At 60.3% G+C, this 21,417-nt stretch carries 27 protein-coding genes; 10 read left to right on the top strand and 17 right to left on the bottom strand.

Annotation, left to right across the window (positions count from 1 at the left end):
- Positions 1-252 precede the first annotated feature (252 nt).
- The 3 genes from EN861_RS27125 to EN861_RS27115 are packed head-to-tail and all read right to left on the bottom strand — an operon-like array spanning position 253 to position 2,554.
- Positions 253-1,866 (bottom strand): terminase TerL endonuclease subunit, encoded by a 1,614-nt coding sequence (locus tag EN861_RS27125; protein ID WP_135866706.1) that lies wholly within the window; start codon positions 1,864-1,866, stop codon positions 253-255.
- Positions 1,835-2,236, bottom strand: a complete 402-nt coding sequence (locus EN861_RS27120; RefSeq protein WP_135866704.1) for a phage terminase small subunit P27 family — start codon at positions 2,234-2,236, stop codon at positions 1,835-1,837. The genes EN861_RS27125 and EN861_RS27120 overlap by 32 nt, the downstream gene beginning before the upstream one ends.
- An 18-nt stretch (positions 2,237-2,254) precedes the next feature.
- Positions 2,255-2,554: a head-tail connector protein gene (locus EN861_RS27115; protein ID WP_135866701.1), complete on the bottom strand. Its 300-nt coding sequence runs from the start codon at positions 2,552-2,554 to the stop codon at positions 2,255-2,257.
- A gap of 130 nt (positions 2,555-2,684) precedes the next feature.
- On the opposite strand from EN861_RS27115, the gene EN861_RS27110 reads away from it, so the two are divergent.
- Positions 2,685-3,116: a hypothetical protein gene (locus EN861_RS27110; protein WP_135866699.1), complete on the top strand. Its 432-nt coding sequence runs from the start codon at positions 2,685-2,687 to the stop codon at positions 3,114-3,116.
- Here the strand turns inward: EN861_RS27110 and EN861_RS27105 are convergent.
- The 12 genes from EN861_RS27105 to EN861_RS27055 form a co-directional block, all read right to left on the bottom strand.
- Entirely contained in the window at positions 3,105-3,467 is a 363-nt protein-coding gene (locus EN861_RS27105) for an HNH endonuclease (RefSeq protein ID WP_135866697.1), read from the bottom strand. The two genes, EN861_RS27110 and EN861_RS27105, sit on opposite strands and share 12 nt — an antisense overlap.
- A 220-nt stretch (positions 3,468-3,687) precedes the next feature.
- Complete coding sequence (locus EN861_RS27100; RefSeq protein ID WP_135866695.1) at positions 3,688-4,068, bottom strand: hypothetical protein; 381 nt, start codon at positions 4,066-4,068, stop codon at positions 3,688-3,690.
- Between the two features lie 56 nt (positions 4,069-4,124).
- Positions 4,125-5,291 (bottom strand): phage major capsid protein, encoded by a 1,167-nt coding sequence (locus EN861_RS27095; protein ID WP_135866693.1) that lies wholly within the window; start codon positions 5,289-5,291, stop codon positions 4,125-4,127.
- A gap of 17 nt (positions 5,292-5,308) precedes the next feature.
- The gene (locus EN861_RS27090; RefSeq protein WP_135866691.1) at positions 5,309-5,809 is read right to left on the bottom strand and encodes an HK97 family phage prohead protease; all 501 of its coding nucleotides are present in this window, start codon (positions 5,807-5,809) and stop codon (positions 5,309-5,311) included.
- Positions 5,810-5,811: 2 nt separating this feature from the next.
- The gene (locus EN861_RS27085) at positions 5,812-7,020 is read right to left on the bottom strand and encodes a phage portal protein (RefSeq protein WP_135866689.1); all 1,209 of its coding nucleotides are present in this window, start codon (positions 7,018-7,020) and stop codon (positions 5,812-5,814) included.
- Positions 7,004-7,435 (bottom strand): hypothetical protein, encoded by a 432-nt coding sequence (locus tag EN861_RS27080; RefSeq protein ID WP_135928194.1) that lies wholly within the window; start codon positions 7,433-7,435, stop codon positions 7,004-7,006. Before EN861_RS27080 ends, EN861_RS27085 begins: the two co-directional genes overlap by 17 nt.
- 553 nt (positions 7,436-7,988) lie before the next feature.
- Entirely contained in the window at positions 7,989-8,441 is a 453-nt protein-coding gene (locus tag EN861_RS27075) for a hypothetical protein (RefSeq protein WP_135866685.1), read from the bottom strand.
- Positions 8,438-8,599, bottom strand: a complete 162-nt coding sequence (locus EN861_RS35575) for a hypothetical protein (RefSeq protein WP_189343744.1) — start codon at positions 8,597-8,599, stop codon at positions 8,438-8,440. The genes EN861_RS27075 and EN861_RS35575 overlap by 4 nt, the downstream gene beginning before the upstream one ends.
- The gene (locus EN861_RS27070; protein ID WP_135866682.1) at positions 8,596-10,125 is read right to left on the bottom strand and encodes a hypothetical protein; all 1,530 of its coding nucleotides are present in this window, start codon (positions 10,123-10,125) and stop codon (positions 8,596-8,598) included. Before EN861_RS27070 ends, EN861_RS35575 begins: the two co-directional genes overlap by 4 nt.
- Positions 10,112-10,354 carry a hypothetical protein gene (locus tag EN861_RS27065; RefSeq protein WP_135866680.1) on the bottom strand — a complete coding sequence of 81 codons (243 nt, stop codon included), beginning with the start codon at positions 10,352-10,354 and terminating at the stop codon, positions 10,112-10,114. Before EN861_RS27065 ends, EN861_RS27070 begins: the two co-directional genes overlap by 14 nt.
- A gap of 99 nt (positions 10,355-10,453) precedes the next feature.
- Positions 10,454-10,981: a hypothetical protein gene (locus EN861_RS27060; protein WP_135866678.1), complete on the bottom strand. Its 528-nt coding sequence runs from the start codon at positions 10,979-10,981 to the stop codon at positions 10,454-10,456.
- Positions 10,978-11,184 (bottom strand): DNA-binding protein, encoded by a 207-nt coding sequence (locus EN861_RS27055; RefSeq protein ID WP_135866676.1) that lies wholly within the window; start codon positions 11,182-11,184, stop codon positions 10,978-10,980. The genes EN861_RS27060 and EN861_RS27055 overlap by 4 nt, the downstream gene beginning before the upstream one ends.
- A 177-nt stretch (positions 11,185-11,361) precedes the next feature.
- Here EN861_RS27055 and EN861_RS27050 point away from each other — a divergent pair, with 177 nt between their 5' ends.
- The gene (locus tag EN861_RS27050; protein ID WP_135866674.1) at positions 11,362-12,528 is read left to right on the top strand and encodes a site-specific integrase; all 1,167 of its coding nucleotides are present in this window, start codon (positions 11,362-11,364) and stop codon (positions 12,526-12,528) included.
- Positions 12,529-12,702: 174 nt separating this feature from the next.
- Here EN861_RS27050 and EN861_RS27045 read toward each other — a convergent pair whose 3' ends face one another.
- On the bottom strand, positions 12,703-12,840 hold the full coding sequence (locus tag EN861_RS27045) for an entericidin A/B family lipoprotein (RefSeq protein ID WP_019858698.1): 138 nt from the start codon (positions 12,838-12,840) through the stop codon (positions 12,703-12,705).
- A gap of 54 nt (positions 12,841-12,894) precedes the next feature.
- Here EN861_RS27045 and EN861_RS27040 point away from each other — a divergent pair, with 54 nt between their 5' ends.
- On the top strand, positions 12,895-13,524 hold the full coding sequence (locus EN861_RS27040; protein ID WP_127278058.1) for a DUF1638 domain-containing protein: 630 nt from the start codon (positions 12,895-12,897) through the stop codon (positions 13,522-13,524).
- Positions 13,525-13,529: 5 nt separating this feature from the next.
- Here EN861_RS27040 and EN861_RS27035 read toward each other — a convergent pair whose 3' ends face one another.
- Positions 13,530-14,450 carry an NAD(P)-dependent oxidoreductase gene (locus EN861_RS27035; protein ID WP_127278057.1) on the bottom strand — a complete coding sequence of 307 codons (921 nt, stop codon included), beginning with the start codon at positions 14,448-14,450 and terminating at the stop codon, positions 13,530-13,532.
- A gap of 120 nt (positions 14,451-14,570) precedes the next feature.
- Here EN861_RS27035 and EN861_RS27030 point away from each other — a divergent pair, with 120 nt between their 5' ends.
- The 7 genes from EN861_RS27030 to EN861_RS27000 all read left to right on the top strand — a co-directional run bounded on the left by EN861_RS27030 (position 14,571) and on the right by EN861_RS27000 (position 21,347).
- Complete coding sequence (locus EN861_RS27030; protein ID WP_127278056.1) at positions 14,571-15,146, top strand: DUF4893 domain-containing protein; 576 nt, start codon at positions 14,571-14,573, stop codon at positions 15,144-15,146.
- A gap of 101 nt (positions 15,147-15,247) precedes the next feature.
- The gene (locus tag EN861_RS27025; RefSeq protein WP_127278055.1) at positions 15,248-16,030 is read left to right on the top strand and encodes a formyl transferase; all 783 of its coding nucleotides are present in this window, start codon (positions 15,248-15,250) and stop codon (positions 16,028-16,030) included.
- 202 nt (positions 16,031-16,232) lie between these two features.
- Entirely contained in the window at positions 16,233-16,535 is a 303-nt protein-coding gene (locus EN861_RS27020) for a virulence factor (RefSeq protein ID WP_127278054.1), read from the top strand.
- Positions 16,528-17,124, top strand: coding sequence for a methylenetetrahydrofolate reductase C-terminal domain-containing protein (locus EN861_RS27015; RefSeq protein WP_127278053.1), 597 nt, complete (start codon positions 16,528-16,530; stop codon positions 17,122-17,124). Before EN861_RS27020 ends, EN861_RS27015 begins: the two co-directional genes overlap by 8 nt.
- Positions 17,121-18,212 carry a methylenetetrahydrofolate reductase gene (locus tag EN861_RS27010; protein WP_127278052.1) on the top strand — a complete coding sequence of 364 codons (1,092 nt, stop codon included), beginning with the start codon at positions 17,121-17,123 and terminating at the stop codon, positions 18,210-18,212. Before EN861_RS27015 ends, EN861_RS27010 begins: the two co-directional genes overlap by 4 nt.
- Before the next feature lie 80 nt (positions 18,213-18,292).
- Positions 18,293-19,267 (top strand): methyltetrahydrofolate cobalamin methyltransferase, encoded by a 975-nt coding sequence (locus EN861_RS27005; RefSeq protein WP_135866672.1) that lies wholly within the window; start codon positions 18,293-18,295, stop codon positions 19,265-19,267.
- A complete protein-coding gene (locus EN861_RS27000; protein ID WP_135866668.1) occupies positions 19,218-21,347 on the top strand; it encodes an ASKHA domain-containing protein in 2,130 nt (709 codons plus the stop codon). Before EN861_RS27005 ends, EN861_RS27000 begins: the two co-directional genes overlap by 50 nt.
- The last annotated feature ends 70 nt before the right edge of the window (positions 21,348-21,417 follow it).

The following is a 21,417-nucleotide window of genomic DNA, read 5'->3' as shown; positions in this document are numbered from 1 at the left end:
TCTTGAGGCTCGGCATGGGACAAGCCAGCAGCCCGCCGCAGAGGGGGGTGATATAGAAGGTGGCGCAAAGAACGAAGGTGAGGAGGAGAATGATCTACTTGCGAAGCTAATCCGTCATGCTAACTCATTGGGGTTCGCGGTTACACTTACCCCACTCCAAAAAGCGGAAGGCTAAACAATTCGCCGACGTGCGGGCCATCAGGCTGCGATCGCGCCGAAGCGCGTTGGCTGGTGATCATGGGATGTCCTAAATCAGAAAAAGAAGGCGTCTTCGGACGCTGTTTCGTACATGCTAAGACCGCTTGCGCCGGCCACAGCACGGCCGCAACTCATGATGGCAGCGACGGCAGGGTCGATACGATCTGCAGACCGTGCCTTGTTCGGCCTGCGGTTGCCGGACTGGTCAGTCATCATCACAACGTTGCCGATAGCCCATCGCAAAAGTGGATTTCCATCGTGCACAACGGCACGCGTAAGCATGAGCTGTTCGAAGTCATCGACTGGCTTTGCGAAGTTGGCGAGCGTCTGCGGAAATGCCGCGACCGGTATGTCGTCAGCCTCGAGATTTTCCATAATCTCGCGTGCAAGGTATTGGTCGAACGCGACTTCCCGCACGTCCAGAAGATCGGCAAGCTTACGGATATGATCCTCAACGATGAGGCGGTCGACAATGTCGCCAGGGCAAGCCGTCAAATAGCCTTGGTCACGCCATAGCGGGTAAGGCGCACTATCGTTATCGGCTCGCCTACGAATGCCTTCCTCGGGCGCGAACGACTGCACATGCAGCGCGTAACGGCCGACGTCTATCTCGATGCAGGCCGCCACGGCACACAGGTCAGTCCTCTTCGCCAAATCCACGGCCAACCAGGCCGGCTTACCACGAAGGGATTCAAGATCGACGGGGCTTGTGCACTCGTCCCAAATGGATAAGTCCCACTCGGGATTTGCAGCGCCGTCCTGCCAGATATTAAGGTGCAATTGCTGAAACATCGCCCGATCGGCTGGCCGATGTTCCGCCTCGCGGACCATCTGTCGTAAGCCGTCGATATCGGGATACGGCGGCACGCAACTGAGGCCGGGATTGACCCTGTGCCACACGGCCTCATCGCGCCAATCCTCGTCCTTGTCCGCCTCGAACAAGATCGGCAGGAAAGCTTCGTCCACGATCGCACCAGATGCCACCTGCTTGGCATAGGAGTACATGTCGTAAGCGATGTTTTCGCGGCCAATGCCTGCCGTAGTAGTGACGACGAGCAGGCTGCCAGGCGTCTTCACAAGGCCGGTTTTAATCGCGTCCCAAAGGTCTCTCTTCTTCCAGGCGTGAAGCTCATCAACGAGCGCAAAAACCGGCGTACGTCCGTGCGCCGTGGCAGCATCTGCGGACATTGCACGATAGAAAGCACCGCTCCGCTTATGCGTTATGCGATTCTTGGTGTCCTGAATCTGGAACGCTTCCTCGGTGCGAGGATGGGCCCTGATAACGCCGACCATTTCTTCCAGAGCGATACGGGCCTGGTCGCGATCGACCGCGGAACTAACAACCTGACTGCGCGGAATGCGCTCCGGTCCTAAGTGCAGCATTGCCAGCGCGGCGCCGAGAGTGGTCTTGCGGTTTCCGCGCGGGATTAGCGCAAAGACCGTCTTGATTTTTCTGGTACCATCCGGACGCGTGTCCCCGTATACGCGGCGAATAATGCGCTCCTGCCAGCGATCAAGCTGAAACTGCCTGCCGGTAAGCCGCGATTTAGGGTGGCGTAGAGCCCTGATAAATCGGACGGCACGTTCGCCTTTTCCTTCGGGATCCGGTATTTCGCTGTCATCGAAAATCCAGTCGTTAAATGTCGCCGAGGTCGTCGTCTTCGTCATTGCCAACGGCGCCTCCCTTGTTCTTTGTGCGGCTGGCAGGCGTCAGTCCAAGCTCGGCTGCGAGGCGCCGTGCGGCCTCGATACTTTCCTTAAGGATGGTGGTTTCTGGCCGGCGCTTAGGGCCGTTGCCGGTCTCGAAGGTCAGGCCATGCTTTTGCAAAGCGGCCTCGGCTTCGCGCATGCGTGCAACGGCAACGCAGTAGCTTTCAACGGTGCTCAACTCGTGCGCTGCAATCTTGCGATCAGCCACCAGTTGCGGCACGACTCGACGCCACTCAGCCTTGCCATGAGCCGGCAGCCACGACGGCGCCTTAGGTGCCTGTGACAGCGCACCATCGAGAGATGTGATCTCAGCTTTCCGACCGCGCATGCGTCCTCCTTGTAGCCGTCAAAACGAATAGTTCCGCCGTTGGCGCACGACATCCCAAACGCCAAGCGGCGTCTCCGCTACAGCATTGTCCTGCACGGCCTCACGGTATTCGTAACGTTGGGCAGCCAACTGCATGACGGCGCCGACCAAGTCGGCCGGAACCACAAGCGGATCTGCAAACTCAGTCTCGATGGTAAAGCCGAGTAGCTGTTCCAAATGCGCCTGGGCGGCATCGATTTGCTGCGTAATCATGGCGTCGTCGTCTTCAAAGTCGACGCGCACGAAAGCCTTCTGCTCGGCAAGGGTGACGATTGCCATGGCGTGGAATTCCTATTTCGTGTGAATTGCGAACTTTTGGGACCGCGTGGTCCCGCTGGGATGGCGGAAAGTTGTCGACCGGGTGGGGGTTGTGCGATGGTGGACAGACGGGGAACTAGGGAGCGCCGCAATGAGATTGTTGGTCGTACTATGTGCGATGCTGATCTGCGATCAATCACAGGCGCAGTCGACATCAGATTTGGTCAAGCTCTCCGAAAAGTCGTACGCCGCGTTTGAATGCGCCGCGCTAGCTTCAACAGCGAACTTTAGCGATGAGCAGGCACGCCTGTTCAAACTGGGCTACGAGCAAGGGAAAGTGTTTCTGCAAGCCTATGCTGACGGTAAGATCAAAGATTCTGACGTTGAACCCATAGGGTTTTGGGGAAATATGCACGATGGCCCAAACATCGACTTCAAGTTGGGCGTCATCTGGGCTAGCGCCTACCGCAACACGCACGAAGATATTTGGAAAAAGCCAGACGGCAGTAACGTGAATATTGCGGATTGGACCGACCTTGCGATCCTAAAATTCACCCATCAGGATTGTCGCTCACTCCTGTGATCTATTACGCCCAAACCCACCTTCGCTCTTGATGTTCTTGCGGCGATTGCACAGCCCATTGTAGGGCTGCCAATTGGTGCGATCCCAGAATAGGCGCATGTCACCTTTCGGCGCGATCTTGTGATCAACCATGTCGGCCGGCTTGCCGCATCCACAAGCGCATAGTGGGTTGCCAAGCGATGCTAGCCAGGCCTTGCTTTCGCGTGCCCATTTGCCATCGTAACCACGGCTCGCCGCGCTGCCACGCTTAACGTCATTGGCTGCTTGACGCGCCGTAGCCTGCTTAAGGCGGCAGTCGCACTTAGTGCCCTTGGGCACGCTGAAGCCGCACGGGCATATCACGTTCGGCATGTGTTCTTCCGTGAGGTAAGCAGACGGCAGCGCGAAGCATGCCGCCTGCTAATGACCCTTGGCCGCAGCACGCCGAAACGTGCCAAAGGAGGAGCGGCTGGTATCTGGACAAATGGACAATTGAACAGTCAAAGAAGACCGCTTAGCGGTGGCGCGCTGCATCGTCCTTTCCGTTGTTGGACGTGCCCATTACGTGGTCGCCCTCAATGCCCGCGCCAGATTAGGAAACAGGTCGCGACGCAGCTCGTCCCTTAACGACTACAGCGCTAGCCGCAATGCTTGTGCCACTGTTAAGCGTCAGCACGGTGCGCACATATCGACGATTGCCGATGTAGCCGACCTTCAGTGCGCTTGCCGCAACAAGAGCCGCTGGGAACGAGCCGATTAGGTCGCCGGCAGCGACGTCGGTAAACGTGGTTCCGTCGTCCGACTCCTGCAGTTTGGGCGTGAAGTTGCCCGAGCCGGCAATGGCGCCAGTGTTGATGATTACAGCCGCACCATTGAAGCCGAGCAGGTCGATAGCAGCCGACGTATTGGTGGCGGTGAGTACGGCAGGCGCAACGGCCTGCACAACGCCAAGAGAGTTAGCGAGATCGCGCATTGCGGATCCTTTCAAGAGAGTGGCGGGCGGGCCGAAGCCGCCCTTTATGGTGATGATTAAGCCGAGACCTTGAGCTTACGGAAAGCTTCAGCCTGCGTGTTTGCACCGCCGACGCGACGGCGAGCGTGGAAGCGCACCTTGCCGCTGGTGGCCTGCGAGTACGGGTCGCGAAGGATCGACATGCCGACGCGGTCGAAGATGCGATAACGGCTGAAGTCACCAAAGATGATCGGGAACGTACCGGCTGCGGTGTCGGGCATATCTGGCGCCTCGATGATCGGGCGGCCGAGCAGCGTGGCCGGCTCGCCAGCCTGGAGGCCGGGCTGCCAGATATATTGTTTTGTGGAATCCTTCAGGCGCCTCACCTGTGCAATGGTCGTGCCATTGGCCATCCACACGCCGTTGGCGCGATACTGCGGCTTGAGGGCGTACATAAGGTTGATCAGGCCATCCGCCGTGCCGTCCGCGTCGGCGATAGTCGCGGCCGAGCCAGACACCGTAAACGGAATGCCGGCGTCGGTCATAATACCGGTGGGCTTCTTGAAGCCATCGCCATTGACGAAGGCCACGGCCTCCAGGCGAGCGAACTCTTCAGCCAAGTCAAACGCTACTTCGCTTTCGACATTGACCGCGGCATCTTCAAGCAACTGGAGCGACACGTCGACATAGCACGCCGATTCATTGACCGGGATTTCGACCTGGCCGTAAGTCGAGCCAGTCTCGTTTCGGGCTTCCGTCTCACCGACCCACGACGCAGTGGGCGTGCCAGTGCGCTTCGGCAGAATGACCGATGCGGACGCGGTGCTGCCAACGCGAGCAGCCTGGCGCACAGGCGAAAGCTGCACAATGTTCTTGATGATTTCCGTCTGGAACTCAGCCGGCGCCAGGTAGCCGCCGCGAGTGTCATCCGAGACAACGAGGCTCTTCGTTTCCTCGCCAGGCATGCGCTCGACGCCGTACTTAAGGAAGCTCTTGAACGCCTTGCGCTCTGGCGAAAGCTCCTTGTTGTCGTTGTCGCCCTTGAGGATTGCCGGGCGGTTAAGCTTCGTCTCAATAGCGTCGAGCCGTTCAACCAGCTTAACGTTGTCGTTGGCGGCAGCCTTGGTCTCGACAGCCTTCAGGCGGTCATCGACTGTCTTCTGCAGATCGGCAAGCGCCTTGGTGACCACGGAATCGGTATCGTCTTCGCCCTTGATCTCAAGGGCGTTATTCAGAATGTGCATTATCTAAGGATCCTAGTTTAGATGCGGATGGACTGAGCCAGCCGGTTGATAGCCGTAGCGATCTCGAGTGCTCGCACGGCGGATTTGGCGTCGGTAACGCGAGCGCCGGGGTGCATCGGGATAGCGCAAAGCGACGCCTCCAGAAGCTCCAATTTCGTGATAGTGCGGCCACCGCCCTTGCGCGGCATGGCCTTCTTGGTGATAAAGCCGATCGACAGTCCGCGAACAGCACCGGCCCTTACGAGGCTGCGCACTTCATCCGCGCGCCGCACCTCTCCGACAAGGAGGCGACCCTTTAGCCGCAATCCGTCGCTTGCTTCGGTAGCTTCGGTCCATGCGCCGACAGGGTCGTCAGGGTCGTGACCGAATAGCATAGGCAGCGGTAAGGTAGCGTTCGCAAACGCACCTTTCTCGATGACATCGCCAACGCGGTCAGGCGTAGCGAATGGCCAGGCCAGCCCCTCGATCTCGCCAGCATCGCCGGCAAGAAACTTGGTTTCAAAAAATAGCCGTTCCATTCTTAGGCCGCCTGCTGTTGCGCAATGGGTGGATTGTTGTCGTTGGCGGGCTTGGCCGGCGTTACGTTGGGGTTCGCAAATGCATTGCCCTCCGCATAGGACGGCAGGCCTTCCCATTTGCGGGCTTCGTTGGGATTGATGACGCGACTGGTGATCAGTGAAGAATAGGCAGTGGCTCGTTGGCCGATGTCAGCCCTCGTCAGATCGTCGCGCTCGAACCAGATGCGGAACGTGCGACGGTCGCCAGGGTCGATTAGAGCACGGGTCAGTGCGGCCTCAAGTGCGCGCAGATGTGGCTCCAGACAATAGGTCAGAAACTCTCTGCCCATCTGTTCCGAGTTCGACCACGTGGCCCGATCGAGGCTATAAATCATGGATGGCGGGACACGAAACGCGCGTGCTATCTCGTCTACCTGAAACTTGCGCAATTCTAGGAATTGGCTATCCACCGAAGAGAAGGACAACGGTTTCCATTCCGCGCCGTCCCAGGTGATGGCCGTTCCAGCACCATTGCCGGACCCACCAAACGCAGCGTTCCAGCCAGCTTTGATCTTCGCCAGCGCGGAGTCGCCAAGCTTCACACCTGCAGGAAACTGCAGAACGCCGGCCGGCCTTGCGCCATTAGTGAAAAGCCTCGCGGCGTATTTTTCCATCTGCCAGGCGACGCCGATTGCCTCGGCAGCGAGGTTGAGCGGACACCTCCCGAATGGTCCCGTTAGGTGGATAATGTCTCGAGTAGGTACCACCTGGCCGCTTAGCCTATAAGTCGGTTCGCCTGTATCGGGGGCGTATTGGACCGAAATTATAGCTTGCCTGTAGTGGATGATTTCGGCCGGCTTACCATCAATCCGGTTGACCCAAGCGAGGCCCCCAAAGTCTCGCGTCAAGGATTCAGACACGAGATCGCGGATGGTTTCGAATCCGGATAGCCAGGGCGATGCAAAGCCACGCAATAGCGGACAGGCGGGATGCTCTTCGTCGTCAACCCACGTGTCGCCGTCCTTGCGCTGGACCTTCACCTCAAGGGTTGCGACTGCCTCAGAGATGACGCGTATCGCTGCCGATACGGCAGGCACCGTAAGCGCCGTGCTGGTGGACACAGCGGCAGTGCCGTTCACGGTGGCGCCAAGGATCGCGAGAAGCTCGGCGTCCGGCTCGGCGAGGGATTTGGTCTCGACCGCGGGCGCGGCCTTTTTAGTGAACGGCCACAACTTCGGCCTCCTTCAAAATGCTGGAAACTATGCGGCCGATTGGCACGATGATTTCGCTTCGCTCAAAATTCAGCCGCGGCACGTCACGGTCGGCGATGATGCGAGGGCGACCGCAGCCACGCTTCTGGACCGCGGGAGCGATGAGCAGTGAATCCGAATCCGGTGGATGCTCGAGGTTGTCGAACGCTGCGCCGATCGCAGTCAGCCATGTGCGTCCAGCGCGTTCCAAATCGTAGGCAATGCGCAACACGGCTATGTCGCGTAGCGAAAACCAGCGGCGGCTTCCGCGCTTTTCGCAGAACAGCACGGCGACGGCCTTGGCGCGATGGATAAGCAGGTCAAGCTGACCGCGATGCAGGCCGCACAATGCGGCAGCCTCCGCGGCGGCGAAGCCACGGGTGGTCCAGCCGTTCATGGCGGCCTCCTATTTCAGGTGCAAGATTTTCGATTGGGCAAAATAAAACCGGCCGCCAGCGTCACGCTGGGGCGCGGTTCAACATCAGCGTCACGCTGACGAAATTGGCGAAGGATGAATGCCCTTCTATATATACTGCAGGCTGAGGGGCCAAAAAGCGCCATTTGGCCAGTAAAAATCGACGTCAGCCGAAATTGTTCAATGATTTCGGTCGAAAAGAAAAAGGGTATCCCGTTGCCGAGATACCCTTGCTCCTTACGCCATCCGTACCAACCAAAGCATGACCGAGGCCAAGCTTATGTTCAGTACAAACCGATAGCAGTTGCTATCAGCTGAACGGCTGGCCTCGAATTCGAAAGTGACCACGGTCACCTCCTATCGATCGGCGCGGGGTCCCTTATGGTAGCCGCCTCGCGCTTTTGGCCAACGTATTTGAGGGTTCTCTCCGATTCTCTGCCAGTCTGTAGAAACCCACAACCCGTGCGGCTATTTCGTAGTCAGCATGAATCTGGAGGTGTTCGGTCTTGCGCGCAAGAGGGCGATCAGAAAAATCTTAGGCTGCCCACTCCGGTGTCCCATGATAGCTGTGCTTCGGATCTCTAAACGGGACGACTTTATCCATGCCGGAAGCTCGCCACGCGGCCTGTGCGCTGGTGCGCCAATGTTCGACTTCCCGTTCAAGTTTGGCGATCGTCGCCGCCGTTCCCTTACGCTCGTCTAGGAGCGCATAGGTGCGTCGGATAGACTGCAAGATTGACAAGAGCCGTCCTGCCGCCCAGGCGCGCCGCTGAGCGCGATCTAGGCAAGGGCCGCTGTCGCCCACTATCTCGAGCGCATCGCCCACCAGCAATGCGCTGTGTGCGAATGCGACGGCATCCTCGTCCAACACTTCGTCAACGGCTTGGCGGTTTGCATCGGCGCAGTACTTCGCAGCAACGCGGGCTACGTCAATCGCGTCGGCGCGAGCACGGATGGCGGCACGAATGTTCTTTGACCGTTGCCTCATGGTGCGCGCTCCGCCTTGCGGTTATCGTTAGCAGCCAGTCGGCGCAGTGCGTCGACCAGCTCGGATTTGTCTTCATGGAAACGATGCGGATCCCGGTGCGATGGCACCAACCTGGCAAGCCGATCAGCAATTTCGTGGAGGCGGTCAGCGAGCGTCATGCTGCCTCCGCCAATTCAACCGGCATCGGCTTGAAGTCACCAGAAGCCGTTACGGTCAGAATGCGGCCTATGAGTTCGTCTGTGTCGGACAGGCTATCTAGGCCAACCGCAGCTATAAGCTTCCGCAGCCGCGCCTGACCTTTTTCCTGCTCATGCTTGTCATCGGACTCATACGTGATTTCGATGCCACCTTCCGGCTTCCCGTTATCATCGGTGACCTTCGCAACAATCATCTTGCAGTCGTCCAGGTCAACCGGCGCGGCCGACACGATTTTAACCCGTCTGTCCGGCCGCCGCTCTGGCAGGAGGTCGACAATACGGTCGCCATCCATCTCCAACCGCAATCGTTGGCCGGGCCATTCATCAGCGTCACTGCCAAAGGCTCGTTGCAGTTTGTTAAATACCTCGTTGTCCTCGCCGGTGCCGGTATCGGCCAGAACCTTTAGGATGTGTTCTTGGTCCCCGCCCGGCCCGTCAAGCTTCAGCCGCATCCGATAGTCGCCAAATGGGCTGCCGATGAATTCGGTCTCGAGCAGACGCAACTGGTCGGTTAAGTGGCCTCTGGTCTTGGATGCCGGCTTGCCGTCATCAGGTTTGGCCTTCCGCTCCTTCGGCTTGTAGGCGGTTGGCGGAGTGCACTCGTATTCTTCCCGCTCTAGCCACTTGGTCAGCGTGAACCGCGGCGCGTCGGGCTTGTCCTGTGCGGCCCATGTCTCTCGCCATGCTCGAGCCGACTCCACCATCTCGGCGTGAAGATCGGCGCTAGGCGCCAGCTGGGCATATGCTCGCCTGGCTTCCGGCTTGCCGCGCTTGTAGCCGTAAGCATCCCATAGCTCGTCAAAGCCGGTCTTGGCGATTCGCGTCTCGTCTTGCGCCGTTCCCGCCGCCGTGGCGGCCGATAGGCCAGCCGCAGGCGGTGGCGCCAAAGGCGCGGCGCAGTCAATATCTCTTTCCGTAGCCCCGTCCTGTAGGACGGTCCCGGTAAGAGAGTCTTTGTTACCCACAGGGGATACGCTAAAGCGATTAGCGTTTACCTCGTAGGTACACGCATCTGTGTCCCCATTAGGGATACACAAAATCTCGTATCCGTTGTGTGTCCCTACACGGGATACGCTACAGGTAACTTCACCATCTACAAACTTGGCGAAGTTGCCTGTGTCGGCGATGTTGAACACGGCGTAGTTGGGGAGAAAGCGGCTCGCGTGGCGACCACTTCCCTTGTCCAGTTCAAAAAGCCATCCCCATTCGCATAGCTCGCGATTGCCGCTGTTGATGTGTCGCGTTGTCATGCCCGGCTGGCCGAGCGGGTTGCGCTCCGTCAATACCGAATGCATCCGGCGCACGCTGGCAAGCGAGGTCCAGTCATACTTCTCATGCGCCCAGCCCCAATGAAACTCGATAAGGGCCATGTGCTTATACGACGCGCGCTTGTCGCTGCGCATCAAAGCAACGGCCCGCGTCTGACCAAGCAGCCCGCGCGGGTCGTCAATCTTCCAATATGGAGGGGAGATATCATCTTCCGACATTGGCTTCGCCCTCCAGCGCGGCTACGGCAGCGCGGGTAATCTGGTCAGCCAGAGAGGGATGAAAGCTCGCAACACGCACGCCGCTATTGCGGGGCGCATAGGTGCGCCAGGCGCCATCGGCGTTCTTGGTCAGGCACAAGCCAAACAGGCGCAGCTGGTCGGTGATGGCAATATCAAAACGCGCGTCAGCGCCCGACGCCTGCAGGCGTCGAATGGAAAGGATCTGCAATGTAGGATTTCCCGTTGAACTAAGGGTTAGCCGCCCGCGGCGCCCTTGTGATGGGCTTGCGAGGAGATTGAGGCCGCGGGGCGGATCTGACTGCGCTATCTAGCGAGCCTGTCGAATGGCGGAGTGAATCGACGGCGCTCTAAAGTTGTTGAGGCCGCACTCTAAGGCCATCTGATAGAACGTGTTTGCATCGTAGATGCGGCCAGACTCTCGCCAGAGGCGCCGCGCCATTTTTGTAAGCTCCGGCATGTCGCCAGACGACACTTGACCACAGTCCAGAACCGCCTGCCGGAACTCATCAATTATCCGCTTTGGGATATTCGGCCCGTGGATGAAGTAGCGAAGATACGGCAGGAAATTGTTGTGCCGAAGGATATCCTCATATGAGTTTCCGTTGGCTACCCAATTGTCTCGCCGCGACTTATTGCGTCCGCCTGGGTGGTAATCCGGGTCCGTAAAATAGCGTAGCCTGTGATCCGGCACGGCTTTGCGTTTCAGGATTGAGTGCGCCAGTTGAGCCGCCAATTCGCTGTTTCGTTTCCAGTCTTCGTGGTCGCGAACTTTGCCGGGGTCAAACTCGAGTTTCTCGGCCAGAGATTCCTCATCCGCAGTCAGTTCGATTTTCATGCTGCTGCCCTCCCCTCCTGCTGGGCAATCCACGCCAGGAGCGTCGACTTGCGCGCGCATACCGTCTCGCCCATGCGGAAGTGCGGCAAATGCCCATTGGCAACCGCATGATAGACGGCACGCCTTTTGAATCCAGTCCATGCCGCTATGGCTGCCGCGCCTTCTAGAATGTCGGCTGCTAGATTGTCGTTTGCCGGTTCCACGAAATGCTCCTCCGAAAAAAGTTCTTGACAGGGTTTGGTAAAACTGCGAAAGTGGTGCTGTGATGGGTGCTTTGCGTTCGATTGGACGCGCACCGTACCGCTTTACCGTGATAATGTCAAGATGCTTCGCGCATTCCGCGTGTTGCAAAGATTCCGCGCTTCGGCTACGCCGTGACTATGGCGCTGCGCAAACGAATCCTCCCATCTGGAAAGATAGCCTGGCTCGCCGAATACCGCGATGGCGCTGGCGCGCGTCGATTCAAGCAGTTCGAACTTAAGAAGGACGCAGACGCTTACCTGCTCACGGTTCGCGGTGAGGTTCGCGACGGCAAGCACGTCGCAGCGCGCGCATCAACAACAGTGGCCAAGGCAGCCGAGCTATGGTTGAAGTCATGCGACGCGCGCGAACTGGAGCGCGCCTCTGTGCGCGAATACAAGACCCATGTCCGCAAACACATCGTGCCGCTGATCGGCGCCTCTGTGCTTTCCAAGATGACGGTCGCGAGCATCCGCGCCTTCGAGGACGCGGCGCGCGATTCAGGCTGCAGCGCCGCGATGGTGAAGCGGCTGCACGTTTCGCTTTCGTCTATATTCGAAGACGCGCGCGAGCGCGGGCTAGTCGCCCATAACCCCGTTCGCGATATGCGGCGCAAACGCGGCGGAAAGGATGCTAAGGTCGAGAAACGGCAGAAGCGGAAGGTGCAGGCTGGCGTTGACTTCCCGCTGACCACGGAGGTTAAGGCAATTGTCGGTGCGCTGGATGGCCGTTGGCGCCCTCTCTTACTAACCGCAATCTTCACGGGCCTTCGCGCATCGGAATTGCGCGGTTTGCGCTGGCAAGATGTCGATACTGGCAAGCGCGAGATTCACGTGCGGCAGCGTGCCGACCGCTGGAACGACATTGGATCCCCAAAATCCGACACCAGCGAGCGCGACGTACCGTTGCCACCATTAGTCGCCAACACGCTGCGGGAATGGAAACTGGCATGTCCGAAAGGCAAACTCGATCTCGTATTTCCGAATGGCGAAGGCAATGTCGAGCGGCTTGCCAACATCGTACAGCGCGGCTTTTGCCCTGCTCAGGTTGCGGCGGGTGTTGTCGTAACCGGCGAGGACGGCGAGCCGAAAGCTAAATATGGTGGGATGCATGCGCTGCGGCATTTCTATGCAAGCTGGTGCGCGAACCGAAAGGAAGATGGAGGTTTGGGCTTGCCAATGAAGACAGTTCAGGAAAGGCTCGGCCACAGCACGATTTTGATTACCGCTGGCACTTATGCGCATTTGTTTCCGCGCGGTGACGACGCTTCCGAACTTGATGCAGGTGTGGCGGCAATCCTCGGATAGCCGAAAAAAATGCAACACAATGGAACATTTTCGCGATTTCATAAGAAAAATCAAGGGCAAGAGGCAAGCACAACGTGCGCGCTTCGGCCTGATCCAAGGCATCGGGACGACGAAAAGGAAGCCGCGCCTTGCAGCGCGGCTTTTTTGTTCCCAGATGAGGGACGTGGCTGCCGATCAATTGGCGACGGTGTCTTTGACCGCCCTCGCCGTCGATTTGACATCCTTGCCGACACCCCGAATGGTGTTGGCGCAGGCCGTGAGTGCAAGCGCGCAGGCAAGGATGGCGATCGGCGCAATGCGTAGCAGTTTCATGGACGGTGTCTCCCTCGACAGATAGATTAGCCCCGCAGCGAAAGCCGGTTCTACTTGGTCAAGACGAAAAAAACCAAACCGAATCAGACAGACAGGCTGCTCGTCATCGCCTGCGGAATGATTGCGCGTGAGGTATTGGCCGTCAAGGAACAGCTCGGGCTGAGCCACCTGGAATTGACCTGTTTGCCGGCGGAATTTCATTTCTATCCGGACCGCATCGCGCCGGCCATGGACAAGGCCATCGAAAAGGCCAAGGCGGAGGGTTACGAACACATCTTCGTCGGTTATGCCGATTGCGGTACGGGCGGTCTGCTTGACCGCGTGCTGGAAAAGCATGGCGTCGAGCGCATGGCCGGCCCGCATTGCTTCGCCTTCTACCAAGGCATGGACGCCTATGCGAAGGTCGCCGACGACGACATGATGTCTTTCTACATGACCGACTTCCTGTGCCGTCAGTTCGATGCCTTCTTCATGAAGCCGCTCGGCCTGGACAAGCACCCGGAGCTGATCAAGGACTATTTCGGCAACTACGAGAGACTGATCTATCTGGCGCAGACCGATGATCCTGAACTCGATAACGTCGCGGAAAAAGCCGCTGCTCTGCTCGGCCTCGCCTACGAGCGCCGCTCGACCGGTTATGGCGATCTGAAGCCGGAGTTGGCGCGGGCCGCAACAAACGCCTGAAGGCGTCAGGCTGCTTCTTCCGCCGCCAGCGCCGTCAGCACATCGGCAAAGCTCGTCCTGCAGACAAAACCCAGCCTGTCCCTAGCCCGCGACGCGTCATAGACCCGGTCGATCGAGGAAAACATCGTCCAGCCCTTGCGCGCATAAAGGGCGGGAAATTCGGGATAATAACGCGCCACGACCGATGGAGCGTCGGCGATCAAGTCCGCGCAATCATCGGGCTGGAACGGCGTTGGCGCACAGGCGATGAAGATGTCGAAGCCGAGCTCCGGCGCCTTCTCCAATGCCGCGACATGCGCCCGCGCCGCATCGTCCACCGTCAGCCGCCGAAACAGCAGTTCGTTTGCCTTGGTGTTGGCGTCCGACTGTTCGATCGCATGCGCCATGTCGTCGGCTTCGGGAAAGAAGCGCGCCGTGCGCAGCACGACCACCGGCAGGCCATGCTGAAGATGGTAGAGGCGGCAAAGATGTTCGGCCGAGAGCTTGGTCACTCCATAGATGTTGCGCGGCTCGGGCGACATCGCTTCCGTCAGCCACGCCGCCCTGCGCGCACCGCCCTTGAAGCCGTCGCGTATCGCCTGCGAGATCATCAGCGAAGTCGTTGACGTAAAGACGAAGCGTTGCACATTGGCCGCCACCGCCGCATCGAGCAGGTTTAGCGTGCCTTGCACGTTGGTCGCGATGAAATCGCTGTTGGCATGGCTTTCTATGTTGGGCTTGTGCAGCGCGCCGCTGTGAATGATGGCCTCGATCCGGTTTTCCCCAACGGCACGCATCACGAGGTCACGGTCGGCAATCGAACCGACGATCCGCGTTTCGGCCGACGGAACGGGATCGAGGCCGGTGACGTCATGTCCAAGCCCGCGCAGGCGTGGCGCCAACGCGCTTCCCAGCCAACCCGATGATCCCGTAAGCAAGATTCGCATTCGTCACACCATGAATTTCGATCGTGACGCTGTTAAGCATGGATGACAGGCGCCAGCGACCCGGTAAGTTATGCACCAGACGGCAGCGGCGCCGTTCCAGACAAAACAGGGAATCCTTCGATGAACCTCCGCCCCTTGCTTGCCGTTGTCGGCCTGCTCTGCTGCTCCTTGCCCGCCCTTGCCGACGGTCAAGTGCAGAAACTGATCACCGCCTCCGACAAGGCGCGGCTCGACAAATATGGCGACACCCGCAAGGCAGCACTCGCCGAGGCAAAGGCGGGCAAACCCGCCGAGGTCAAGCAACTCGACGCGCTGCTGGCCAAGCCGCTGGTCGCCTTCTCCGACAAGGATCTCACCGGCAACTGGCGGTGCCGCACGATCAAGGTCGGCGGACTGAGCCCACTCGTCATCTATGGCTGGTTCAAATGCAGGGTGACCGATGATGGCTCCGGCTGGCGGCTGGAAAAGATCAGCGGTTCGCAGCGCACCCAGGGCCGCTTCTTCGACGATGGCGACAAGCGCTCGATCTATCTTGGCTCCGGCTCCGTCAACGACGACCGGGCAAAGCCCTATGGCAGCGGTCCGCAGACCGATCAGGTCGGTTACGCCTTCCGCAACAGCGCCAAGGAATGGCGCATCGAATTCCCCGCGCCATATTACGAATCGAAGCTCGACATCATGGAGTTCAAACGCTGACCGGCCTTCATGTCCTGGTAAGGCTTCCGGCATACCAAGGATTAACCCGCCTGCCCTAAGGTCCGGCCACGTCAGCCGGTCCTTGGAGCATGGCAAGATCAATGGCAGCGTCGGAATCCAATCCGCGACCGATTGTAGTCGTCACCGGCGGCGGCGCGCATGTCTGGGCCATGATCAACGATCTCGCCGACCGCGTCGGTCCTGTCACCGTCGTCCTCGAAATCCCTGAATCTAAAAAACAATTGCTGCGCGGCCGCGCCCGACGCCAGGGCTGGATCTCCGCCATGGGCCAGCTCGGCACCATGGTGCTGAGCAGGCTTGGCAAACGGCTCAACGTCAAACACGCCGCCCGGTTGATTTCCGAGGAGAAGCTTGAAACGGAGCCTCGGCAAGGCCAGGTCATCGTCCATGTGGAATCCGCCAACGGGCCGGAATGCCTGCAGGCGATCGAGACGATCAAGCCCGGCGTCGTGCTGTTGAACGGGTGCAGGCTGATTTCCAGGGAGATGCTGGCCAAAATGCCTTGCCCGGTACTCAACTATCATGCCGGCATCACGCCGAAATACCGCGGCATGAATGGCGGCTATTGGGCATTGACGTCAGGCGATCCGCAGAATTTCGGCACGACCGTCCATCTGGTCGATGCGGGCGTCGACACCGGCGGCGTGTTGAAGCAGGTGCGCGGCAAGCCCAAACAAGGCGACACCATCTCTAGCTATGCGCTGCGCCAGGCGGCGTTTTCGCGCGACATCTGCGTCGAGGCGGTCAGCGATGCGCTGGCCGGAAAACTCGCAACGTTCGATCCAGGGCTGCCATCGAAACAGTGGTACCACCCAACGATCTGGTTCTACGTCTGGACAGGGCTGAGAACCGGCATCTGGTGACGCATCCAGCCTCGGCAAGAGCGCAAACTCGGCCGCCATATTGCTGCATTGACCCCGCCGCGACATGGGTCGCAAACGAATAAACCCACCTTTCATTTTACGACATCCAAATGCGTCGCTTTTGAATGCGCGCGCGTCGTCCCATAACAAGCAGCCTTACGGCGCTTGCGGCAATGCTCGGAATATCGAGGAGCGAGAATTCATGGCCGATCTTATCGTCGTCTACTGGCGCGACATCCCTGCCCAGGTCATCGTCAGGAAAGGCCGGCAGAACGCCAAGCGCGAATTGCCATTGCGCTTCACCGAGGCGATCGACATGTGCGCCATGCGCACCGGCGCCGGTGGCACCGACGACTATCTCGCCGAATGGCGCAAGGCCGAACCGGTTGCGGTCGGTGACGATCTCGAAGCCGAGGTCGAAAAGGCTTTCCACGAGCTCGACGCGAAATACGACCGCGAGCGGCTGGTCGCTCTGGTCAAGGCGGGCGGGAAAGAAAATGTCTGACGAGAACCCGACGGTTACCCAAGCCACGTTGGTCAAGAAGGCTGCGGCGAAATCCGACTACAAGCCGGCCGACGTCTCGCCGCAGCGCCGCGTGCAGCGCTCGTTCGCGGTGAGATTATGGTCCATTCGGCACTCGCGCCTGCTCGAATGGTTTTATGCCCGCTTCGCCGACATGTTCCTGCTGCTGCATCCCTTGTGGAAGGGCATCGGCTATGGCCGCGTCGAGGCCCCGGTGAAATTCATCGAGAAGCGCGTAAAAGGCTTTATGTTCGACTGCCGCATGTGCGGCCAGTGCATCCTGTCCTCCACCGGTATGTCGTGTCCGATGAACTGCCCCAAGCAGTTGCGCAACGGCCCTTGCGGCGGCGTGCGCGCCAACGGCAATTGCGAGGTCGAGCCCGATATGCCCTGCGTCTGGGTCAAGGCCTGGGAAGGTTCGCAGAACATGGTCAACTCCGACAGGATCCTCACCGTGCAGAAGCCGGTCGACCAGTCGCTGCGCGAAACCTCGGCCTGGCTGCGCGTCACCGCGCAGGCGGCGGCAACCCGCGAAGCCGCCGCCGCGCCAAAGACCGGAGCCGCCGCATGACCGGCCGTCAGCGTGACGAGAACCCGGCCGGCATTCACCTGCCGCTCGATCCCCTGCCCGGCCACACCTCGCGCGGCCGGCTGGAGCGCGTGCTGCGGCGCGGCGAATTCGCCGTGACCACCGAGCTCAACCCACCCGACAGCGCCGATCCCGAGGATGTCTACAACAGGGCGAAGATCTTCGACGGCTGGGTCGACGCCATCAACGCAGTCGATGCGTCCGGCGCCAACTGCCACATGTCGTCGGTTGGTATTTGCGCGCTGCTGACCCGCATGGGCTACGCACCGATCATGCAGATCGCCTGCCGCGACAAGAACCGCATCGCCATCCAGGGCGACGTGCTGGGCGGCGCTGCCATGGGCGTCGCCAACATGCTGTGCCTGACCGGCGACGGCGTCCAGGCCGGCGACCAGCCGGGAGCCAAGCCGGTGTTCGATCTCGATTCCATGTCGCTGCTGGAGACCTGCCGCATCATGCGTGACAACGGCAAGTTTCTGTCCGGCCGCAAGCTGACGACGCCGCCGCAGCTGTTCCTGGGCGCTGCCGTCAACCCGTTCGCGCCGCCCTTCGACTTTCGCCCGATCCATCTCGGCAAGAAGATCGCCGCCGGTGCGCAGTTCGTGCAGACGCAGTATTGCTTCGATGTGCCGATGTTCAAGACCTTCATGCAGAAGGCGCGCGATCTCGGCCACACCGAGAAAGTGTTCATCCTGTGCGGCGTCGGCCCCTTGGCCTCGGCCAAGACGGCAAAATGGATCCGCTCCAACGTGCCGGGCATCCATATTCCGGATGCCGTCATCAAGCGGCTGGAAGGCGCCCAGGACCAGAAGAAGGAAGGCAAGCAGCTCTGCACCGACATCATCAACGAGGTGAAGGAAATTCCCGGTGTCTCGGGCATCCATGTGATGGCCTATCGCCAGGAGGAATATGTCGCCGAGATCGTCGATGAATCGGGCGTGCTGAAGGGCCGCCAGCCATGGAAGCGTGAAATCCGCCGCGACGACCAGATGGTCGCCGACCGGCTGGACCGCATCCTGCACGAAGATATTACCGAAACCCAGGTGGACATGGTGAAGACCGCGCATTGACCCGCGCGGAACGCACCATTCGCTTGATCGACAAGAGATAACGATATAAAGAACTCTTTATATCACGACGGAGAGATTTCATGACCCGGACCATCGTTGCCTCGGCGACACGAGAAATCATCATTGGCTTCGACCAGCCCTTCTGCGTGATTGGCGAACGCATCAACCCGACCGGCCGCAAGAAGCTCGCCGCCGAGATGGTGGTTGGCAATTTCGAGACCGTCATCAAGGACGCGCTGGAGCAGGCCGCCTGCGGCGCCACCATGCTCGACGTCAATGCCGGCGTCACCTCGGTCAACCCGAACGAAACCGAACCTGGTCTTTTGGTGCAGACGCTGGAAATCGTCCAGGGCCTGGTCGATCTGCCGCTGTCGATCGACAGTTCCGTCACCGCCGCGATCGAGGCCGCGCTGAAGGTCGCCAAGGGCCGCCCGCTGGTCAACTCCGTCACCGGCGAGGAGGAGAAACTCGAGGCCATCCTGCCGCTGGTCAAGAAATACAACGTGCCCGTCGTCGCCATCTCCAATGACGAGACCGGCATTTCGATGGATCCGGACGTGCGCTTCGCCGTCGCCAAGAAGATCGTGCAGCGCTGCGCCGATTTCGGCATTCCGGCGCACGACGTCGTTGTCGACCCGCTGGTCATGCCGATCGGTGCGCTTGGCGATGCCGGCCGCCAGGTGTTCGCGCTCTTGCGCCGCCTGCGCGAGGAGCTCAAGGTCAACACCACCTGCGGCCTCTCCAACATCTCCTTCGGCCTGCCGCACCGCCATGGCATCAACGCCGCATTCATCCCGATGGTAATCGGCGCCGGCATGACCTCGGCGATCATGAACCCGGTTCGCCCACAGGAAATGGAAGCCGTGCGCGGCGCCAACGTGCTCAACGGCACCGACGAGAACTGTACCAACTGGATCCGCACCTACAAGGACTACAAGCCGGCCGAAGGCGGTCACCCGGTGGCGGCGCCGACAGCGGTCAATGCACCGGGCGAAGGCGGCGGCAATGGCGGCCGCCGGCGCGGTGGCCGTGAAGCCCGGATGGGCCGGGGATAAGCGCGCAATCGTGAATTCACCTGCAAACATTACCGATCCGCTCGTGCTGTTCATGCCGTCAGGCAAGCGCGGGCGGTTCCCTGTCGGCACGCCCGTGCTCGACGCCGCGCGTCAGCTCGGCGTCTATGTCGAAAGCGTGTGCGGCGGGCGCGCCACTTGCGGGCGCTGCCAGATCGAGGTGCAGGAAGGTAATTTCGCCAAGCACAAGATCACCTCCTCAAACGACCACATCTCGCCCAAAGGCCCCAAGGAAGAGCGCTACGAGCGTGTGCGCGGCCTGCCCGAACGGCGCCGCCTCTCCTGCTCGGCGCAGATCCTCGGCGATCTCGTCATCGACGTGCCGCAGGATACCGTCATCAACGCTCAGACCATCCGCAAGGATGCCGACACCAGGGTGATCGCCCGCGATACGGCGATCCGCATGTGTTATGTCGAGATCGAAGAGCCCGACATGCACAAGCCCCTGGGCGATCTCGACCGGCTCAAGATCGCGCTGATGAAGGATTGGGGCTTTAAAAACCTCGAATTCGACTTCTACCTGCTGCCGCAGGTGCAGGGCATATTGCGCAAGGGCAACTGGACCGCCACCGCCGCCATCCACAAGGATGCCGACAGCGACATAGCGCGCGTCATCGCGCTATGGCCGGGCCTCAAGAACGAGGCCTATGGCCTGGCCTGCGACATCGGCTCGACCACCATCGCCATGCATCTGGTGTCGCTGCTGTCGGGCCGCGTCGCCGCCTCTTCGGGTACGTCGAACCCGCAGATCCGCTTCGGCGAGGATCTGATGAGCCGGGTCTCCTATGTGATGATGAACCCGGATGGCCGCGAAGGCATGACGGTTGCTGTCCGCGAGGCGATCTCCAGCCTCGTCGATAAGGTCTGCGCCGAAGGCAACGTCCAGCGCAACGACATCCTGGATTCCGTCTTCGTCGGCAATCCGATCATGCATCACCTGTTCCTCGGCATCGATCCGACCGAGCTCGGCGGAGCCCCCTTCGCGCTCGCGGTCTCCGGCGCGGTCCGCATCAAGGCATCCGATATCGGCCTCAAGCTCAACCAGGGCGCGCGCCTCTATATGCTGCCTTGCATCGCCGGCCATGTCGGCGCCGATGCGGCGGCGGTGACGCTGTCGGAAGGCCCGCATCGCCAGGACGAGATGATGTTGATCGTCGATGTCGGCACCAATGCCGAGATCGTACTCGGCAATCGCGCGCGTGTTGTCGCTGCCTCCTCGCCCACCGGTCCGGCCTTCGAAGGCGCCGAAATCTCAGGCGGCCAGCGGGCAGCGCCCGGCGCCATCGAGCGCGTGCGCATCGATCCCGACACGCTGGAGCCGAAATACCGCGTCATCGGCTCGGAACTGTGGTCCGACGAACCCGGCTTCCTCGACAGCGTGCAGGCGACCGGCGTCACCGGCATCTGCGGCTCCGGCATCATCGAGATCGTCGCGGAAATGTATCTCGCCGGCATCATCTCGGAGGACGGTGTCGTCGACGGTTCGCTTGCCGCGCGCTCGCCGCGCGTCGTCGCCAACGGCCGCACCTTCTCCTACGTGCTGAAGGAAGGCGAACCCAAGATCACCATCACCCAGACCGACGTGCGCGCCATCCAGCTTGCCAAGGCTGCACTCTATGCCGGTACCAAGCTGTTGATGGAAAAGCAGAACACCGAGCATGTCGACCGCATCCATTTCGCCGGCGCCTTCGGCTCCTTCATCGATCCGAAATACGCCATGGTGCTCGGCCTGATCCCCGACTGCGACCTCGACAAGGTTTCGGCCGTCGGTAACGCCGCCGGTGCGGGCGCGCGGATGGCGCTGCTCAATCGCGGCTATCGCCGCGAGATCGAGGAGACGGTGAGCCAGATCGAGAAGATCGAGACCGCGCTGGAGCCGAAATTCCAGGAGCATTTCGTCTATGCCATGGCGCTGCCCAACAAGGTCGATCCGTTCCCGAAACTGTCGGCGGCGGTGAAACTGCCGCCACGCAAGACGGTGAGCGAGGACGGCATCGCCGGCGACGCCGCCCCGCGCCGGCGCTCGCGCGAGGGCCACGCGGCACGGCGCAGCCGCGAATAGACCCGCCGGCCTCTCCCTCGATTTCATTTGTATGCAAATGTTTCCGGATCGAACCGATCCGGAAACCGAA

It is taken from the genome of Mesorhizobium sp. M8A.F.Ca.ET.218.01.1.1 (assembly GCF_004791165.1).
Classification (GTDB): Bacteria; Pseudomonadota; Alphaproteobacteria; order Rhizobiales; family Rhizobiaceae; genus Mesorhizobium.
Note: the sequence above shows the minus strand (reverse complement) of the source record. Positions and strands in the feature narration are given on the sequence as shown.

Excerpts from the sequence above, each read along its gene's own strand:
- EN861_RS27125 (WP_135866706.1), bottom strand. The coding sequence starts at position 1,866 with ATGACGAAGACGACGACCTCGGCGACATTTAACGACTGGATTTTCGAT.
- EN861_RS27120 (WP_135866704.1), bottom strand. The coding sequence starts at position 2,236 with ATGCGCGGTCGGAAAGCTGAGATCACATCTCTCGATGGTGCGCTGTCA.
- EN861_RS27115 (WP_135866701.1), bottom strand. The coding sequence starts at position 2,554 with ATGGCAATCGTCACCCTTGCCGAGCAGAAGGCTTTCGTGCGCGTCGAC.
- EN861_RS27110 (WP_135866699.1), top strand. The coding sequence starts at position 2,685 with ATGAGATTGTTGGTCGTACTATGTGCGATGCTGATCTGCGATCAATCA.
- EN861_RS27105 (WP_135866697.1), bottom strand. The coding sequence starts at position 3,467 with ATGCCGAACGTGATATGCCCGTGCGGCTTCAGCGTGCCCAAGGGCACT.
- EN861_RS27100 (WP_135866695.1), bottom strand. The coding sequence starts at position 4,068 with ATGCGCGATCTCGCTAACTCTCTTGGCGTTGTGCAGGCCGTTGCGCCT.
- EN861_RS27095 (WP_135866693.1), bottom strand. The coding sequence starts at position 5,291 with ATGCACATTCTGAATAACGCCCTTGAGATCAAGGGCGAAGACGATACC.
- EN861_RS27090 (WP_135866691.1), bottom strand. The coding sequence starts at position 5,809 with ATGGAACGGCTATTTTTTGAAACCAAGTTTCTTGCCGGCGATGCTGGC.
- EN861_RS27080 (WP_135928194.1), bottom strand. The coding sequence starts at position 7,435 with ATGAACGGCTGGACCACCCGTGGCTTCGCCGCCGCGGAGGCTGCCGCA.
- EN861_RS27075 (WP_135866685.1), bottom strand. The coding sequence starts at position 8,441 with ATGAGGCAACGGTCAAAGAACATTCGTGCCGCCATCCGTGCTCGCGCC.
- EN861_RS35575 (WP_189343744.1), bottom strand. The coding sequence starts at position 8,599 with ATGACGCTCGCTGACCGCCTCCACGAAATTGCTGATCGGCTTGCCAGG.
- EN861_RS27070 (WP_135866682.1), bottom strand. The coding sequence starts at position 10,125 with ATGTCGGAAGATGATATCTCCCCTCCATATTGGAAGATTGACGACCCG.
- EN861_RS27060 (WP_135866678.1), bottom strand. The coding sequence starts at position 10,981 with ATGAAAATCGAACTGACTGCGGATGAGGAATCTCTGGCCGAGAAACTC.
- EN861_RS27050 (WP_135866674.1), top strand. The coding sequence starts at position 11,362 with ATGGCGCTGCGCAAACGAATCCTCCCATCTGGAAAGATAGCCTGGCTC.
- EN861_RS27045 (WP_019858698.1), bottom strand. The coding sequence starts at position 12,840 with ATGAAACTGCTACGCATTGCGCCGATCGCCATCCTTGCCTGCGCGCTT.
- EN861_RS27035 (WP_127278057.1), bottom strand. The coding sequence starts at position 14,450 with ATGCGAATCTTGCTTACGGGATCATCGGGTTGGCTGGGAAGCGCGTTG.
- EN861_RS27030 (WP_127278056.1), top strand. The coding sequence starts at position 14,571 with ATGAACCTCCGCCCCTTGCTTGCCGTTGTCGGCCTGCTCTGCTGCTCC.
- EN861_RS27025 (WP_127278055.1), top strand. The coding sequence starts at position 15,248 with ATGGCAGCGTCGGAATCCAATCCGCGACCGATTGTAGTCGTCACCGGC.
- EN861_RS27020 (WP_127278054.1), top strand. The coding sequence starts at position 16,233 with ATGGCCGATCTTATCGTCGTCTACTGGCGCGACATCCCTGCCCAGGTC.
- EN861_RS27015 (WP_127278053.1), top strand. The coding sequence starts at position 16,528 with ATGTCTGACGAGAACCCGACGGTTACCCAAGCCACGTTGGTCAAGAAG.
- EN861_RS27010 (WP_127278052.1), top strand. The coding sequence starts at position 17,121 with ATGACCGGCCGTCAGCGTGACGAGAACCCGGCCGGCATTCACCTGCCG.
- EN861_RS27005 (WP_135866672.1), top strand. The coding sequence starts at position 18,293 with ATGACCCGGACCATCGTTGCCTCGGCGACACGAGAAATCATCATTGGC.
- EN861_RS27000 (WP_135866668.1), top strand. The coding sequence starts at position 19,218 with ATGGCGGCCGCCGGCGCGGTGGCCGTGAAGCCCGGATGGGCCGGGGAT.